The following is a 16,578-nucleotide window of genomic DNA, read 5'->3' as shown; positions in this document are numbered from 1 at the left end:
GGACCTGGTGTCCTACGCTGGGGGACATGACTTCCGATTCCGACGACGCCCTCAACTGGGACGGCGACGAGGCCCCGACGCCGAAGGACCGCGCTCTCCCGCACGGCTGGAACGCCGTCGGCAAGGGCAGCGACGACGTGGGAACGATCGAGGACGACGGCACCGTGACTCCTGCGCCCGTCGACGAACCGGTCGGCTTGAGCACGCCGATGCTGCTCCTGGTCGGAGTGGTCGGCGGGGTGTACCTCCTCTACACGATCGGCTGGATCGTCGGCGGGCTGCGACTTCAGCCGCTGGCGTCGTTCCTGGTCTCCGACGTGATGTTCCTGCCGTGGTTCGTCCTCGCGATCGCCGCGCCCGCACTGTGGTTCCTGGCGAGCTGGGTGCTCACACGGGGGAGGGCGGCGTGGATCCGCGTCGTCGTGCTGCTCGCGGGAGTCGTGCTGCTCGTTCCCTGGCCCTTCGTCACCGTGGGGGTGATCGGATCATGACCACGTCGTCGACCGAGGCGCAGGTGTCTGCAGGTTCTCCGCGCTGGCTCGTCGGGCTCGTCATCGGCCTGGCGGGACTCTTCTACGCCTATGCCGTCTGGAATGCCGTGGCGCATCTGATCACGATGGCGCAGACCGGGCTGACCGGCGGCGGCTGGGCGACCCTGTTGTTCGGCGTCGCTTTCCCCGCCATCGTGTTCGCCTTCGCGTATGTGATCGGTCGGCGGCGGCGAGTGGGCGAGCTCGCGCTCGTCTTCCTCGCAGGACTCGGTGTGGTCGCGGTGTTCTGGATGAGTCTCATCGCGCTGAGCCTCACCATGCCCAGCGCCTGAGCCGCCTGTCCTGCCGCGTCATACGGCACGGAGGCCCGCGTCCGCTCCGGTAGAGTTGACGCGATCGCGCCCCCATGGTGTGCGGCGCATCGGCCCCTGCCGCGCTGCCCCGAAGGATCCACTGTGCCGAAGCCTGTCGTGCTTATCGCCGAAGTACTCTCTCCCGCCACGATCGACGCTCTCGGTCCCGACTTCGACGTCCGCGACGTCGACGGCACCGACCGGGAGGCGCTGTTCGCGGCGCTCGCGGACGCGGACGCCGTGCTGGTCCGCTCGGCGACCCGCATCGACGAGGAGGCTCTGACTCACGCCCCGAAGCTGAAGGTCGTCGCCCGCGCCGGCGTGGGCCTCGACAACGTCGACATCAAGGCGGCCACCGCGGCCGGTGTCATGGTCGTGAACGCGCCGACCTCGAACATCGTCTCGGCCGCCGAGCTCACGGTCGGCCACATCCTCAGCCTCGCTCGCCGTATTCCCGCCGCGCACGCCTCGCTGTCCGCCGGCGCGTGGAAGCGCAGCTCGTTCACCGGCGCCGAACTGTTCGAGAAGACCGTGGGCATCGTCGGCCTCGGCCGCATCGGTGCCCTCGTCGCCGCCCGACTCGCGGCGTTCGACATGCGCGTCGTCGCCTACGACCCTTACGTCACCTCGGCACGTGCCCAGCAGCTGGGCGTGCAGCTGCTCTCGCTCGACGAGCTCGTGGCCGAGTCCGACTTCCTGACCATCCACATGCCCAAGACGCCTGAGACGACGGGCATGATCGGCGCCGAGCAGTTCAAGGCCATGAAGCCGACCGCCTTCGTGGTCAACGTGGCGCGCGGTGGGCTTATCGACGAGGAGGCGCTGCACGCGGCTCTCGTCGCGGGCGAGATCGCGGGTGCCGGCCTCGACGTCTTCACCTCCGAGCCCCCGGCAGAGGGGGGCACCGCCCGCCCGCTCCTGGACCTTCCCAACGTCGTCGTCACCCCGCACCTCGGTGCCAGCACGGAAGAGGCGCAGGAGAAGGCGGGCGTCTCGGTCGCGAAGTCCGTGCGCCTCGCGCTCGGCGGCGATCTGGTGCCGGACGCGGTGAACGTCGCCGGAGGTGTGATCGATCCCTACGTGCGCCCCGGCATCTCGCTCGTCGAGAAGCTCGGACAGATCTTCGCAGCGCTCGCGACCTCGCCGCTCACCAGCCTCGACGTCGAGGTGCACGGTGAGCTGAACGACTACGACGTGAGCGTGCTGAAGCTCGCGGCGCTCAAGGGCGTCTTCACGAACATCGTCAGCGAGACCGTCTCGTACGTGAACGCTCCGCTGCTCGCCGAGCAGCGCGGCATCGCGGTGCGGCTGCTCAAGGACGATGTGAGCGACGAGTACCGCAACGTGATCACGCTCAGCGGTGCCCTCTCCGACGGCTCGCAGCTCTCGGTCTCCGGAACGCTGACCGGGCCGAAGCAGACCGAGAAGCTGGTCGGCATCAACGACCACACCCTCGAGCTGCCGATCGAGACGAACCATGTCGTGATGCTCTACACCGACCGTCCCGGCATCGTGGCCGTCTACGGCCAGAAGTTCGGCGAAGCCGGCATCAACATCGCGGGCATGCAGATCGCCCGTCAGGCGGCCGGCGCGCAGGCGCTCAGCGTGCTGACGCTCGACTCGCCCGTGTCGGAGGAGCTGCTCGAAGACGTGAGCGCCGCGATCGACGCCGACCTCTTCCGCCAGATCGAGATCACCGAGGTCTGATCGGCGACAGTCGAAGGAGGGCGGGAGCGCGATGCTCCCGCCCTCCTTCGCGTTTCGACGGGTTCAGGCCGTCGCCTTCAGCACCAGTGCGATCAGCTCGGCGAGTTCATCGCTGCGAGGGACCAGTCGCTCCGGTCCGTGCACATCGAGCGAGTTGTTGAAGTAGAGCCCGTCGCTGACGAGCATCACGAGATCGAGGCTCGCACTGTCGCGCACGTGCGGGCGAATCGTCTCCGCCCAGCGACGCCTCGTGTCGCGGAGCATGTCCGCCGCGGGGATCGAGCCGCCCTGTGCGAGGCGGGTCGTGGCGATCAGCACCCGATCGAGCGCGTCGTCCTCCATCACCGAGGTGCGCACGTAGTAGGCGACGGGGCCCTCGTCGGCAGTTGTCATGCGCTCGAGGTCGAGGGTCGTGAGGCGGTCCAGCCGCTCGACGAGCCCGGCCTCGAGCTCATCCTTCGACCCGAAGTGGTACAGCAATCCGCCCTTCGAGACGCCGGCCGCCTTGGCGGTGGCTTCGAGGGTGGCGGCACGCTCTCCCTCTTCGATGAGGATCGCTTCGAAGGCGTCGAGCACCTTCTCGCGGGCGAGGGGAGGTCGGGGCATCGTGGATCCTCTGCACAGGGGAAGGGAGGGAATTCTGTTACTATACCATCCGGACGGTTCACTAACCGTGCGATCACGATCCTGAGAGGTGTTCCATGACCCGTACTGCGTCGATCCCGACGACAGAGACGGATGCTCCCCGCGTCGGAGCCCGCGGCTGGGCGGCGCTCGTCGTCCTCATGCTGCCGGTGCTGCTGGTCTCGGTGGACAACACGGTGCTGAGCTTCGCGCTCCCCGAGATCTCCATCGCGCTCGCCCCCACGGGCGCGGAGCAGCTGTGGATCATCGACGTGTACCCCCTGGTGCTCGCCGGACTCCTCGTCACGATGGGCACGCTGGGCGACCGCTTCGGTCGACGCCGGATGCTGCTGATCGGAGCGACCGGCTTCGCCGCGGTCTCCGCCCTCGCGGCGTTCGCACCGACCGCCGGGCTGCTCATCGCCGCCCGCGCGCTCCTGGGCTTCTTCGGCGCCATGTTGATGCCGTCGACCCTCTCCCTCCTGCGTTCGATCTTCCAGAACCGCGACCAGCGCCGCATGGCCATCGCGGTGTGGGCCTCGGCGTTCTCCGCCGGGTCGGCGCTGGGCCCGATCGTGGGCGGCATCCTCCTCGAGCACTTCGCCTGGGGATCGGTCTTCCTGATCGCCGTTCCCGTGCTCATCCCGTTGCTCATCGCCGCGCCGCTGCTGGTCCCGGAGAGCCGTGACCCGAACCCGGGGCGGATCGACCTGATCAGCATCGCGCTGTCGATGGCGACCATGATCCCGGTGGTCTACGCGATCAAGTCCCTGGCGGTGGACGGCCCGAGCCTCACGGCCGGCGCGTGGGCACTGCTCGGCTTCGGGATGGGCTACCTGTTCGTCCGTCGCCAGCTGCGGGTGAAGAGCCCGATGCTCGACATGGCGCTGTTCCGTCGCGGTTCGTTCTCCGGAGCGATCCTGGTGAACCTGCTCAGTGTCGTCGCACTCGTCGGCTTCCTCTACTTCGTGTCGCAGCACCTGCAGCTCGTCCTCGGGCTGTCACCGATGATGGCCGGTTTCGCACTGGTCCCCGGCATGCTCGCGATGATCGTCGCCGGGCTCTCGGTCGTGCCGGTCTCGCGTCGGCTGCCTCCGCACATCGTCATCCCCGCCGGGCTGGCGTTCTCGGTGGCCGGATACCTCATCGTGGCGTTCACGACGCATGAGCACGGTGTCCTGCCGCTCGTGGTGGCGTTCGTGGTGCTCGGCATCGGCATCGGCGCGGCGGAGACGATCTCCAACGAGCTGATCCTGTCGAGCGCTCCCGCGGCCAAGGCGGGGGCGGCGAGTGCCGTGTCCGAGACCGCGTATGAACTGGGCGCCGTGCTGGGCACGGCCGTCCTCGGCGGCATCATCACCGCCTTCTACCGCGGGGCGCTCGTGCTTCCGGACGGGCTGCCTGCCGACGTCGCGCATGCGGCGGGCGAGACGCTCGCCGGTGCCTACACCGCCGCTCAGGAGCTGCCCGATCAACTCGGGACCGCGTTGTGGGATGCCGCAGCCGCGGCGTTCGGCTCCGGCGTGATGGTGACGTCGCTCATCGGTGCGGGGCTCGTGGTCGTCGCAGGCGTGATCGCCGCCGTCACACTGCGCAAAGCCCCCTCGCACTGACCAGTACGCTGGGAGGACCGGCTCGTTCGCCCCGCGGCGGGCGTGGGCCGGTCCATCCCCGTGCAGTGCGCAAGGAGTCTCATGTCGCGTGTCGTGAAGCTGGCCGTCATCCCCGGTGACGGCATCGGTCCCGAGGTCATCGCCGAGGCGGAGAAGGTGCTCGACGCCGTCACCGCCGACAGCGGAGTGGTCTTCGACAAGACCCGATTCTCGCTCGGTGCCGGCCGTTTCCTCGAGACGGGGGAGACCCTCACCGATGACGACCTCGGCGCGATCGCCGCGAACGACGCGATCCTGCTGGGCGCGGTCGGCGGAAAGCCGGGCGACCCGCGTCTCAAGGACGCCAACATCGAGCGCGGTCTGCTCCTCAAGCTGCGCTTCACCCTCGACCACTACGTGAATCTGCGGCCGTCCAAGCTCTTCGCCGGCGCCCCGGGCCCGCTGTCCGACCCGGGTGAGATCGACTTCGTCGTGGTGCGTGAAGGCACGGAGGGGCCGTACGTCGGCAACGGCGGCGCGATCCGCAAGGGGACCCCGCAGGAGGTCGCGAACGAGACCTCGGTGAACACCGCCTTCGGCGTGGAGCGCGTGGTGCGCTACGCGTTCGATCTCGCCGAGCGCCGCCGCAAGAAGGTCACGCTCGTGCACAAGACCAATGTGCTCGTGCACGCGGGGGCCATCTGGCAGCGCATCGTGAACGAGGTGGCAGCCGAGCACCCCGACGTCGTCGTCGACTACCTGCACGTCGATGCCGCCACGATCTTCCTGGTCACCGATCCCTCGCGCTTCGACGTGATCGTGACCGACAACCTGTTCGGCGACATCCTCACCGACCTCGCCGGTGCCGTCACGGGCGGCATCGGTCTCGCCGCGTCGGGGAACATCAACCCCGATGGCGCCTTCCCGTCGATGTTCGAGCCGGTGCACGGCTCGGCGCCCGACATCGCGGGGCAGCAGAAGGCCGATCCGACCGCTGCGATCCTCTCGATCGCGCTGCTGCTGGACCACCTCGGCCTCACCGAGGAATCCGCACGTGTGAGCGCTGCGGTCGAAGCCGACATCGCCGCCCGCACCGCGGCTCGCACGACGGCGGAGATCGGCTCCGCGATCACTGCACGCCTCTGACTGCAGGCGTAGGCTGAACAGGCGCGAGGAAGCGCCCACCCACGAGGAATGGATGATGAGATGACGACCATCGATGCCGAGGCGACCGTGGCTCCCCTGGAGTTCGCCGTCACGAAGAACCTGACCGCAGCGTCGCCCGCACGCCTGGCCGAGGTGCTGGAGAACCCGGGCTTCGGCGTGGTCTTCACCGATCACATGGTAGACATCTGCTGGTCGGCCAAGGGCGGCTGGCACCGTCCGCGCGTGCAGCCGTACGGCCCGATCCCGCTCGACCCCGCAGCGTCCGTGCTGCACTACGCGCAGGAGATCTTCGAGGGCATCAAGGCCTACCGTCACGCCGACGGCTCGATCCACACGTTCCGCCCCGACCGCAACGCCGCGCGCCTGCAGGCCAGCGCCCGCCGCCTCGCGCTGCCTGAGCTCCCGACCGAGTACTTCATCCAGTCGCTGCGCGAGCTCGTCGCCGTCGACGGACGCTGGGTGCCCACGGGTGCCGACCAGAGCCTCTACCTGCGTCCGTTCATGTTCGCCAAGGAGGCGTTCCTGGGCGTCCGCGCCGCGCAGAAGGTCGCGTACTACGTGATCGCCAGCCCCGCAGGTGCCTACTTCTCCGGTGGAGTGAAGCCGGTGCGCATCTGGCTCTCCGAGGAGTACGCCCGCGCCGGCAAGGGCGGCACCGGCAAGGCCAAGACCGGCGGCAACTATGCATCGAGCCTGCTCGCGCAGAGCGAGGCCAGTGCCAAGGGCTGCGACCAGGTCGTGTTCCTCGACGAGAAGCGCAACGTCGAGGAGCTCGGCGGTATGAACGTCGTCTTCGTCTTCAAGGACGGGCGCGTCGTCACCCCCGAGTCCGACAGCATCCTCGAGGGCATCACCCGCGACTCGCTGCTGCAGCTGGCGGAAGACCGCGGCTACACGGTGGAGAAGCGGCCGATCTCGATCGACGAGTGGCGCGAGGGCGTCGCGTCCGGCGACATCGTGGAGGTGTTCGCCTGCGGCACGGCTGCCGTCGTCACCCCGATCGGAGCTCTCGTGGGCGACGGGTTCGACGAGCCGCAGCCGCTGGGCGAGCTCGCGCTCTCGCTGCGCGAGGAGCTCACCGACATCCAGTACGGCCGCCGTGAGGACAAGCACGGCTGGCTGCTGCGCCTCGACGCCTGAGTTTCCAGTTGCCGAGACCCACGCTCCCCGCCGAGACCCACTCTGTGTTTCTTCCGGGAGGGTGGGTCTCGTCGCGTGCCGTGGGTCTCGGCGACCGCCGGGCACGCTCGGTAGGCTGGATCCCATGAAGATCGCCCGGTTCAGCCACGACGAAGCCATCATGTACGGGATCATCGACGAGCGCGAGCTCGTGGTGCTTGCCGGGGACCCGATGTTCACCGGGTACGAGACCACCGGCGCTCGGGTGCCGCTCGCGGATGCCGCCCTGCTCGCCCCGGTGATCCCGCGGTCGAAGGTCGTCTGCGTCGGCAAGAACTATCACGATCATGCCGCCGAGATGGGGGGAGAGGCTCCTGAGGAGCCCCTGCTGTTCCTCAAGCCGAACACCGCGGTGATCGGCCCCGGAGACGCGATCGTGCGGCCGACGCTCTCCGAGCGCACCGAGTACGAGGGCGAACTGGTCGTCGTGATCGGCAAGATCGCGAAGAACGTCAAGGCCGAGAATGCGCTCGACTACGTGCTCGGCTACACGATCGGCAACGACGTGACCGCTCGCGACCTCCAGCGCAAGGATGGTCAGTGGTCGCGCGCGAAGGGCTTCGACACGTTCTGCCCGCTGGGACCGGTTATCGAGACCGACTTCGACCCGGCGAACGCGACGATCGAGACGCGGGTGAACGGCGAGGTGCGCCAGCACGCCCCGCTCACCGACATGATCCACTCGGTACCGGCGATCATCGAGTACGCCTCGGCCGTGTTCACCCTGCTCCCCGGCGATGTCATCATGACCGGCACCCCGGCCGGTGTCGGCACGTTCGCGGCCGGTGACGTCGTCGAGGTCGAGATCTCGGGATTGGGCATTCTGCGCAACACCGCGCGCGACGCCGTTCCCGCGTCATGACCGATGTCGCCCTGACGGCGGCGCAGCAGACGGCGGTCCAGCGGCGCACCGTGCTGGTGCTGTCGTTCGGGCAGGTGCTCGGCGGCATCGCCTTCGGGGCCACGGTCTCGCTCGGCGCGCTTCTTGCTGCCGACATCTCGGGGAACGACGCGCTCTCCGGTTTGGCGACGGCTTCCGTGACGCTGGGAGCGGCGGCGTGTGCCATCCCGCTCGCCCGCCTCGCCGCGCGCGTCGGACGCCGTCGCGCGCTCACGCTCGGCAACCTGTTCGCGCTGGTCGGCATCGCGGTGGTGATCCTCGCCGCTGCCCTGCGGATCTTCCCCCTGCTGCTCGCCGGGATCCTGATGATCGGCGCAGGCAATGCGGGAAACCTCCAGTCGCGATTCGCGGCGACCGATCTCGCCGCCCCGCAGCACCGAGGCCGCGACCTGTCGATCGTCGTCTGGTCGACGACCATCGGCGGTGTCGCCGGCCCTCTGCTGCTGGGCCCTGGGGAGATCGTCGGGCAGGCGGTCGGGATGCCACCGCAGACGGGCTCGTATCTGTTCTCCTTCGTCGCGCAGTGCGCGGCGCTGCTGCTCTACATCGTCGCGCTGCGTCCTGATCCGCTTCTGGCGGCCCAGCGGCTCGCGAAGGCGTCGACCGCGGCCGCCGGAGCGGTGGCGGTGGATCGCCCGCGGGTCGCCCGCTATGCGATCTTCGCGATCGCCGGCTCTCATGTGGTGATGGCCTCGGTCATGGCCATGACTCCGGTGCACCTGTCGCACATGGCCCACGGCGCCGGGGGCATGGCCGCGAGTCCGGCAGATGTCTCGGCGCTCGTGGGGATCACGATCGCCCTGCACGTCGGTGGCATGTACGCGCTGTCCCCGGTCTTCGGTGTGTTGGCCGATCGATGGGGCCGACTGCAGGTCGTTCTGCTCGGACAGGTACTGCTCGCCGGAGCTCTCGCGTTCGCCGTGTTCACGGGTACGGAGGCGTGGGGCGTGATGGTGGCCCTCATCCTGCTGGGGCTGGGGTGGAGCGCGGCGACGGTTGCCGGCGCCGCACTGCTCACCGAGGCTTCGGCGCCCGAGCTGCGCACCCGCAGGCAGGGGCGTAGCGATTCGCTGATGAGCCTCTCGGCTGCCGCCGGGTCTGTGCTTGCCGGTGTGGTGCTGTCGAACTTCCAGTACTCGGGACTCGGCATCGCGGCTTTCGTCCTGGTCGTCGCGATCGTGGCGCTCTCCCCGCTCGCCCGCTCCGGCGTCCGATGAGGGACTGGGTCGGCGTCGGCGAGGCATATTCCGCTTCCTACGCCGCACTCTGCGCAGGGACCTTCTCGACGATGCAACGCGCACTCGGCGCACCGGGAGGGCGCAGCCTGCTCGATGTCGGCGCGGGCGACGGCAGGCTCGCTGCACTGTGGGCGGAGACGGGATGGAGCGTCCAGGCGTGTGAGCCGGAGGAGTCGATGCGGAGGGTGTCCCGCCGCGAACGACCGCAGGTCGACATGCTCGATGCGGGGCTGCCGGATCTGCCGTTCGCCGACGGCGCCGTCGATGTGGTGGTCGCGAACTTCGTCCTGAACCATGTCGCCTCTCCGCGCAGGTCAGCCGCCGAGCTGCGGCGCGTGAGCCGTGGCGCCGTGGTCGCGACGACCTGGACGCTCTCGCCCTCCTGGTTCTGGGCAGAGGTCACCGAGCGCGCAAGGGTGACCCCGTTCGCCGGTGCGAAGCTCCCGGCCGACGAGGATTTCGAGCGGACCGCCGACGGCTTCGCGCGGATGCTGGGGGACGCGGGTCTGGAGCGCGTGGTCGTCACCGAGCACGGCTGGACCTGGAACGCGGACCCGGATCTGCTCTGGCATTCGGTCGAAGGGGGCGTCGCCGGGGCCGGTGCTCTCTATGCCCGGCTCGACGCCGATGATCGTCGGCGATTCCGTGCGGCGTTCGAGCGCGTCGTGGATGAGCGCGCTGCGCACGGCGCGCTCCCGCTCGAGCATCGTGCGGCCGTGGCTGTGAGCCCATTTTCCTGAGGGCCCTCCGCCCACCCGCGATGCGACGGCCGTCCCCGTAGAATCGAAGGGCTATGGCTACCCCTCACCCCCTCACCACGACTGTCAGTGGTGCCGACGTCCGCGTCCGCTTCTGCCCCTCGCCGACCGGACTGCCGCATGTCGGCATGGTCCGCACGGCTCTCTACAACTGGGCCTACGCCCGTCACAACGGCGGGAAGATGGTGTTCCGCATCGAGGACACCGACGCCGCCCGTGACAGCGAGGAGAGCTTCCGCCAGCTGGTCGATGCTCTGACCTGGCTCAAGATCGACTGGGATGAGGGCGTCGAGGTCGGCGGACCGCACGCTCCGTACCGGCAGTCCGAGCGTCATGACATCTATCGCGAGGTGATCGACAAGCTCATCGCCACTGGCGCCCTCTACGAGAGCTTCTCCACGGCCGAGGAGATCGACGCGCGCAACGAGGCCGCAGGCCGTGCCAAGCAGCTCGGCTACGACAACTTCGACCGCGATCTCACCGAGGAGCAGAAGGAGGCGTTCCGCGCCGAGGGTCGCCAGCCTGCGCTGCGCCTGCGGGTACCGGACGAGGACGTCACCTACGTCGACCTGATCCGCGGCGAGGTCACCTTCCCCGCCGGCTCGTTCCCCGACTTCGTGGTCGTGCGTCCGAACGGCGTGCCGCTGTACACCTTCGTGAACCCGGTCGACGACGCCCTGATGGGTATCACCCACGTGCTGCGTGGCGAGGACCTCATGCCCTCGACCGCACGCCAGCTCTCTCTGTACGCCGCGCTCATCGACGCGGGCGTCACGACGTTCGTGCCGCGCTTCGCGCACATGCCCCTGGTGTTGGGAGAGACCGGCAACAAGAAGCTCTCCAAGCGCGACCCGCAGGCCGACCTGTTCCTGCACCGGGACCGCGGCTTCATTCCCGAGGGGCTGCTCAACTACCTCGCGCTGCTCGGCTGGTCGATCGGTCCCGACCGCGACGTGTTCTCGCTCGACGAGTTCACGGCCGCGTTCGACATCGTCAACGTCAACCCGAACCCGGCCCGCTTCGATCAGAAGAAGGCCGAATCGATCAACGGCGACCACATCCGGATGCTGGGGGAGAAGGACTTCGCCGAGCGCACGATCCCGTACCTCGCCGCGGCCGGTCTGTTCGACGAGCCCACGCACGAGCAGCTGGTGACGGCGTTCCGTGTCGCACCTCTCGTGCAGGAGCGCGTGCAGCTGTTGGGCGAGGTCCCCGGCATGGTGGGCTTCCTGTTCACCGACGAGGTCACGTACGCCGAGGATGCGCTCAAGGGGCTGCCGGCGAACGCCGCCGAGGTGCTCGATGCCTGCGTCGTCGCGCTCGAGCCGCTGGAGGAGTTCACGCCGGAGAAGATCCAGGAGGCCCTGGCCGCGGAGCTGGTCGAGAAGCTCGAGCTCAAGCCGCGCATCGCCTACGGCCCGCCGCGCGTGGCGATCACGGGCCGCCGGATCTCCCCGCCGCTGTTCGAGTCGATGGAGCTGCTGGGCAAGGAGGAGTCGCTTCGTCGTCTGCGCTCCCTGTCGGCGTTCCTCGCCAGCTGAGGCGCGACGCGCCCGGGCGGCGGATCACGGCCCACCGGTTTTGGTGTTCCGCCGCCGCTCGGGTAGGCTTGATTCTCGGTGCGAGGCTCCGGTTTCGCCCTTGGGGTATGGTGTAATTGGCAACACGACGGTTTCTGGTTCCGTTATTCTTGGTTCGAGTCCAGGTACCCCAGCAAGTCGAAAACCCCCGCTCAGGCGGGGGTTTCGTCGTTTCCGGACCAGTATCGCCAGAGCAGTTCGGCTGCGTGTCCACCGCGCCATCACGAAAGCCCTCTGGATCCCGTGTCAGCACAGGATCCAGAGGGCTTTCGTGATGGCGCGTCAGACCGAGCGGCGGCGCAGGTGGAACAGCCACGCGCCCGCGGCCAGCAGAGTGAGGGCAAGGCCCGTCCAGACCCAGCCGATCGCGCCGTCTGCGCCGGTCGTCGCCAGGGGGTCGGAAGAGCTGTCGGCTCCGGGGTTCGTGTCGGTGCCGTGGCCGTCGCCGGGGCTTCCGTTCCCGGTGCCTCCGTCGCCGTCCTCTCCAGGCGTTCCCGCGTCGACCGCGGCGAACTCCACCGAGGCGAGCACTCTGCTCTGGACGCCGGTCAGCACCAGGTCCGACCCCTCGATGGCGAAGCTGTCGACGCCGCTGGCCGTGACGGTGGAATCCGCGATCCGGAAACCGGCCGCCGGGGTGAGGGTCAGCCGCACCTGGCCCCCACGATCGGCGACGCCCTCTGCAGGCGAGACGGCGCCCCCGCGCACCTCGGTGCGATAGCTGAAGCGCACGGTCTGGGCCTCCACTGCGTCGACGGCGGCCTTCAGCGCGTCGAAGCTCGTACGAAGCTGCTCGCTCGTCGGTGCCGCTGCGGCACGTCGGTCGAGCGGGCTTGCTTCCCCTGCGAGCAGAGCGGCACTGTTCGACGTCGCGGTGGCGAGCGCCTCGTCGAGGGTCTGATCGAAGACCCGGCCGTTGGCGGCCTCGACCTCGTTCGCGTTCATCAGCTCGGTGGCGTACTCCACGGCCTGGGTGAGCGCGGCGTTCTCGGCGGTGGAGTCGCCCGCCGCGAACAGGGCGGCGACCTCGGTTCCGGTCAACGCCGTGTCCCACATCCGCAGGTCGTCCATGTCGAGACCGATGCCGTAGCTCTTGCTGCCGTCGACGCCCACGAGCATGTTCAGACCACTGGTCATGCTGCCGATGCCCGCGATGCTCATCTCCTTGGCCAGCACGCCGTCCAGGTAAGTGCTCGCCACGTTGCGCGTGCGATCCACGGTCACGGTCATGTGGTGCCACGAACCCCGGTAGTCGCCGACATCACCGGTCGCATATACGCCGTTCGTGCCGTCGCCGAGGGTGAACTCGAGCTTGCCGGTGTTGGTTCCCTCCGGCGCGAGGTTGATGCCGGAGCGGTACCAGTTCGCCCAGTTCTTGTTGCTGATGATCGCGCCGTAGCCGCTGACTCCTGTGACCTTCGTCCAGAAGCCGATGGTGAGGTCCTTGTCCGTGCCGAGATCGAACTCGGGGCGGGATCCGAGGTCGATGTAGTTGCTCGCGCCGCCGCCGATGCGTACCGCCGTTCCCGACGCGCCGGGGCGGTCGGTGTCGACATAGGAGACCGATCCGACCGGCTTCGCCGCGGGAGCCGTGCCCGCGTGTGCGCCAGTGTCTCCGAGATCGCCCTCGAAGGCGAGGTGCAGGAATTCGCCGTCCGGCGCAGGCGCCGGTACCTCCGGGAAGTCGGGGAAGACGAGCTCGCCGGCCGTGCGCACGATGCCGGTGAGCGGCTCGGACGCGTTCTGGAAGTCATCGTAGGCGGTGATCGTGACGGTGTAGTTCTTCGCCGCCTTCAGGCCGCGGATGTCGAAGCCCATCGTGTTCGGGGTCATGTAGAACCGCGAGTACGCCTTGAACGATCCGGCGACGGACTTCGGGGCGTTGCTTCCGAAGTCGGGCACCTGATTCGCCGTGAACGGCACGGGGTTGCCGGCCTGGTCGCGGATCTCGACCTCGTAGTAGTTCACGAGCTCATCGTCCTTCGCCTGATCGAAGCGCAGCGTGAGGGACTCCTCTGCGATGTCGCTCGCGGTCACGGCAGCGGCACCCCACCACGGTGCGACTGTGCTGCGCTGATCCGCGGTGTACGTGAAGCCGCTCTTGCCCTCGGTCGTGTCGATGACCCAGGGCATGCCGATCCACCGCTGATGGGTGACATCGAAGCGGCGGATGACGGTGCGCCCGTCGGTGAGCACAGACACGAAGTTCGCGCTCTTCTGCGGGACCCCGGCGGCGGCATCGCCCTGGTTGCCGCCGAAGTAGCCGCCGCCGATGAAGTCAGCGGGGACATCTTGGTAGATGTAGTTCATCGACGCGTTCTCGTAGACCGTGAAGTCCTTCTGGAAGATGCTCGTCTCCGGGTTCGATGAGAAATGGGTGTGCGCGGAACCCAGCATCACCTGCGGGTAGTCCGCGAGGATGCGCTGCAGATCGGGTCCTGCCATGTCGTAGTCGGCATGGAAGGGGCCACCCAGCGAGGTGCCGGCGTACCCGCTGTGGATCGAGACGAAGATCGGCGAGGCCGGGTCGTAGTCGGGCTTCGCCGCGATCTCCTGGAGCGTGCTGCGGAGGTAGGCCTGGTAGCCGGAGCGCTGGCCGCTGTATCCGAACGTGTTCGTGCCGTTGTAGTCGAGGCCGATGAAGTCGATGCCCTCGATCGTCGTGTGGAAGTTGCTCACGTAGCCGGTGTCGGCGGTCGGGTAGAACCACTCCGGCGCACCGGCGGGCGCGTTCGAGCGTGCGGCCTCGAACGTCGTGCCCATCAGATCGGCGATGTCGTGGTTGCCCTGTGTCAGAAGCACCTGCGACTCCGGGAACGTCTCGCGCATGACGCGTTCGACCGCGCGGTACCAGCCGGCGACCTTCTCGCTGTCGCCGGCGAGGTGAGCGGAGTACTCGGGATCGTTCGCGCCGACGACGTCGCCGTTGTCGACGACGACCCGGGGTTCGAACCCCTTCGCCTCTGCCCAGGCGCGCAACGCCTGGAAGTGCGGCTTCGCCCCCTCGTAGGCGACCTGCTCCGATGTCTTGTCGGCCGTGGCGGAACCGCCGAGCTCGGTGTCGGACATCGTGATGAACTCGAGCGTCGCCTCCGCATCGTTGTAGGCGTCGTTCGCGGCCTCGATGCGCTGCGGGGTCATCGGCTCGGTGGCAGGAAGGGAGGCGGGGTGCGCCATCGGGGCGATCGCCGCGGCCGGCAGGGCGGGCAGGAGCAGGGTGAGCGCTGCAGCGGCGGCGATCACCCCTCCGCCCAGTGCGCGGCGCCGTGCTGATTCGGGGCGGGGGTGCGTCTTCATCGGATCATCAGGGGTCAGCATGGAGCTTCCTCACGGGGTGTTGTCGGGGTGCGTACGGGGAGAGAACGGACGAGCAGGTCAGGGGAGCGCGGGCTCGAGGGCCATCACCGAGGCCACCCACGCGGCGGTCACAGGGCGAAGGTCGGGGATGCACGCGGTCGCGCCGCTCGTGGCGCGCAGATCGGCTCGTACCTGTACGACCCGGCTTCCGGCCGCGACGGCGGCCCGGACTCCGACCTCCGAGTCCTCGAACACCAGGCAGGTGCCGGGGTCGATGCCGAGCAGATCGAATGCCTGCAGATAGGGCTCGGGATCCGGCTTCGTGTGCTGCACGTCATCAGCCGTGACGACGACGTCGAATGCGCCGAGAGCGAGGCTTTCGGCGACCGCATCGACCCAGCGGTGCGTCGAGCTCGTCACCAGCGCGATGCGGATCCCTTCTCCGCGGAGGTGTCCGAGCGCTTCCTCGGCGCCGGAGACCCACGACAGGCGGTCGGCGAAGGTGTCGATCGTGAGCGCCTCGAGGTCGGCGGCGACCTCGGCGGCTCGGGCGGACAGGCCACCGACCTCGATCAGCGCGTGGGCGGCCTCGATGCTGGAGAGACCCTCGAGCTCGACGAGCTGTGCAGACGAGACCGCCGCGCCGTCGAGCGCGAGCCGGGCGCGGATCGCGTCGAGCCACAGCCGCTCGCTGTCGACGAGCGTGCCGTCGAGGTCGAAGAGCACGGCAGCGGGCTGCGCGGAAGGGCGGTGATCGGAGGAGGGCGTCGACGGGGTCACGGGTTGATTACCCCGTCTCACGGTGTGCAGAGGAGGGCGCGCAGATGAACGGCGACGGAACGATCGGTGTCTCCGGGCGCGACACGCGGGACAACTGTGAACTGCTGTCCCGTTCGCGCGATCGCGGGCCTCGTGGCTCACCTAGTCTGAGATGGTGCCACCGGCGAACCCGCGCCCCCATCGCGAGATCATGAGCGATCTGATGACCAGGATCATCGACGGAGAGTTCGCCCCGGATTCCCGGCTTCCGTCCGAGACGAAGCTGGGGCATCATTACGGCTCGACCCGGGGAACGGTGCGCCGAGCACTCGCGGGGCTCGAGGAGCGAGGGCTGGTGTCGCCGGTTCAGGGCACGGGCTGGATCGTGCGTTCGGGGCGTCCGAGCCAGTCGTTCGAAGAGCTGCGGTCGTTCGCCCAGTGGGCGCGGTCGAAGGGGATGACACCCGGAGGGCTGGTGCGACGCAAGGAGTTCGGAGAGGCGACAGCAGCCGAGGCGCGCCGTCTGTGGGTGAGCCCGAGGGCACGGGTGCTCCGCGTGACGAGGACGCGCAGCATCGACGGGCGCGACGTCATGCTGGAGCGCACCTCCTATCCCGACTGGATCGCCGATCGGGTCGCCGCGATCGCCGACGACGAAGCCTCGGTCGTCGAGGCGCTCACTCGCGACTTCGGTGTCGTGACCGCCTTCGCCGAGCACGCCATCGACGCTGTCCCGGTCTCCAGTGCGGACGCCACCCTGCTCGGCGTCCGTCGCGCGAGCCCGCTGCTGCGTGTGCGCCGGGTGAGTTACGCCTCGGCCGGTGAACCGATCGAGTACGGGGAGGATCGCTACCTTCCGGATGCCGTGACGTTCCTGGTCACGGCATCGCGGGAGAGCACGCCGCTCACGCGTACCGAGTTCTCGCGGTAGA

At 68.8% G+C, this 16,578-nt stretch carries 14 protein-coding genes and 1 tRNA gene; 12 read left to right on the top strand and 3 right to left on the bottom strand.

The annotated features are described in order from the left end of the window. Positions 1-26: 26 nt before the first annotated feature. From ACP699_RS03595 to serA, 3 genes are all read left to right on the top strand, one after another. Positions 27-491 (top strand): hypothetical protein, encoded by a 465-nt coding sequence (locus ACP699_RS03595; RefSeq protein WP_426169259.1) that lies wholly within the window; start codon positions 27-29, stop codon positions 489-491. Continuing rightward, positions 488-823: a hypothetical protein gene (locus ACP699_RS03590; protein WP_127482447.1), complete on the top strand. Its 336-nt coding sequence runs from the start codon at positions 488-490 to the stop codon at positions 821-823. Before ACP699_RS03595 ends, ACP699_RS03590 begins: the two co-directional genes overlap by 4 nt. Before the next feature lie 123 nt (positions 824-946). Further along, positions 947-2,551: a phosphoglycerate dehydrogenase gene (gene serA, locus ACP699_RS03585; RefSeq protein ID WP_055872667.1), complete on the top strand. Its 1,605-nt coding sequence runs from the start codon at positions 947-949 to the stop codon at positions 2,549-2,551. Positions 2,552-2,614: 63 nt separating this feature from the next. Here the strand turns inward: serA and ACP699_RS03580 are convergent, their stop codons facing one another. Beyond that, positions 2,615-3,157: a TetR/AcrR family transcriptional regulator gene (locus ACP699_RS03580; protein WP_055868640.1), complete on the bottom strand. Its 543-nt coding sequence runs from the start codon at positions 3,155-3,157 to the stop codon at positions 2,615-2,617. A 95-nt stretch (positions 3,158-3,252) separates the two neighbouring features. On the opposite strand from ACP699_RS03580, the gene ACP699_RS03575 reads away from it, so the two are divergent. From ACP699_RS03575 to ACP699_RS03540, 8 genes are all read left to right on the top strand, one after another. Continuing rightward, on the top strand, positions 3,253-4,788 hold the full coding sequence (locus tag ACP699_RS03575) for an MFS transporter (RefSeq protein WP_426169254.1): 1,536 nt from the start codon (positions 3,253-3,255) through the stop codon (positions 4,786-4,788). Positions 4,789-4,869: 81 nt separating this feature from the next. Next, a complete protein-coding gene (locus ACP699_RS03570) occupies positions 4,870-5,913 on the top strand; it encodes a 3-isopropylmalate dehydrogenase (RefSeq protein WP_426169251.1) in 1,044 nt (347 codons plus the stop codon). Positions 5,914-5,973: 60 nt separating this feature from the next. Continuing rightward, positions 5,974-7,074 (top strand): branched-chain amino acid aminotransferase, encoded by a 1,101-nt coding sequence (locus ACP699_RS03565; protein WP_055869170.1) that lies wholly within the window; start codon positions 5,974-5,976, stop codon positions 7,072-7,074. Between the two features lie 124 nt (positions 7,075-7,198). Next, complete coding sequence (locus ACP699_RS03560) at positions 7,199-7,975, top strand: fumarylacetoacetate hydrolase family protein (RefSeq protein WP_017830796.1); 777 nt, start codon at positions 7,199-7,201, stop codon at positions 7,973-7,975. Continuing rightward, on the top strand, positions 7,972-9,231 hold the full coding sequence (locus tag ACP699_RS03555; RefSeq protein WP_270409283.1) for an MFS transporter: 1,260 nt from the start codon (positions 7,972-7,974) through the stop codon (positions 9,229-9,231). Before ACP699_RS03560 ends, ACP699_RS03555 begins: the two co-directional genes overlap by 4 nt. A 71-nt stretch (positions 9,232-9,302) precedes the next feature. After that, positions 9,303-9,992 carry a class I SAM-dependent methyltransferase gene (locus ACP699_RS03550; protein ID WP_426169244.1) on the top strand — a complete coding sequence of 230 codons (690 nt, stop codon included), beginning with the start codon at positions 9,303-9,305 and terminating at the stop codon, positions 9,990-9,992. Between the two features lie 53 nt (positions 9,993-10,045). After that, the gene (gene gltX / locus ACP699_RS03545) at positions 10,046-11,551 is read left to right on the top strand and encodes a glutamate--tRNA ligase (RefSeq protein ID WP_055872661.1); all 1,506 of its coding nucleotides are present in this window, start codon (positions 10,046-10,048) and stop codon (positions 11,549-11,551) included. Between the two features lie 101 nt (positions 11,552-11,652). Further along, a tRNA-Gln gene (locus ACP699_RS03540) sits at positions 11,653-11,724 on the top strand. A gap of 148 nt (positions 11,725-11,872) precedes the next feature. Here ACP699_RS03540 and ACP699_RS03535 read toward each other — a convergent pair. Both ACP699_RS03535 and ACP699_RS03530 read right to left on the bottom strand, forming a co-directional pair. Further along, a complete protein-coding gene (locus tag ACP699_RS03535; protein WP_426169240.1) occupies positions 11,873-14,908 on the bottom strand; it encodes a LamG domain-containing protein in 3,036 nt (1,011 codons plus the stop codon). 57 nt (positions 14,909-14,965) lie between these two features. Beyond that, a complete protein-coding gene (locus tag ACP699_RS03530) occupies positions 14,966-15,667 on the bottom strand; it encodes an HAD family hydrolase (protein WP_426169237.1) in 702 nt (233 codons plus the stop codon). Positions 15,668-15,857: 190 nt separating this feature from the next. Between ACP699_RS03530 and ACP699_RS03525 the strand changes: the two genes are divergently transcribed. After that, entirely contained in the window at positions 15,858-16,577 is a 720-nt protein-coding gene (locus ACP699_RS03525; protein WP_082524212.1) for a GntR family transcriptional regulator, read from the top strand. Position 16,578 lies beyond the last annotated feature (1 nt).

Origin of the sequence: Microbacterium sp. DWRC1-3, assembly GCF_049896645.1 — a bacterium.
Classification (GTDB): Bacteria; Actinomycetota; Actinomycetes; order Actinomycetales; family Microbacteriaceae; genus Microbacterium; species Microbacterium maritypicum.
Note: the sequence above shows the minus strand (reverse complement) of the source record. Positions and strands in the feature narration are given on the sequence as shown.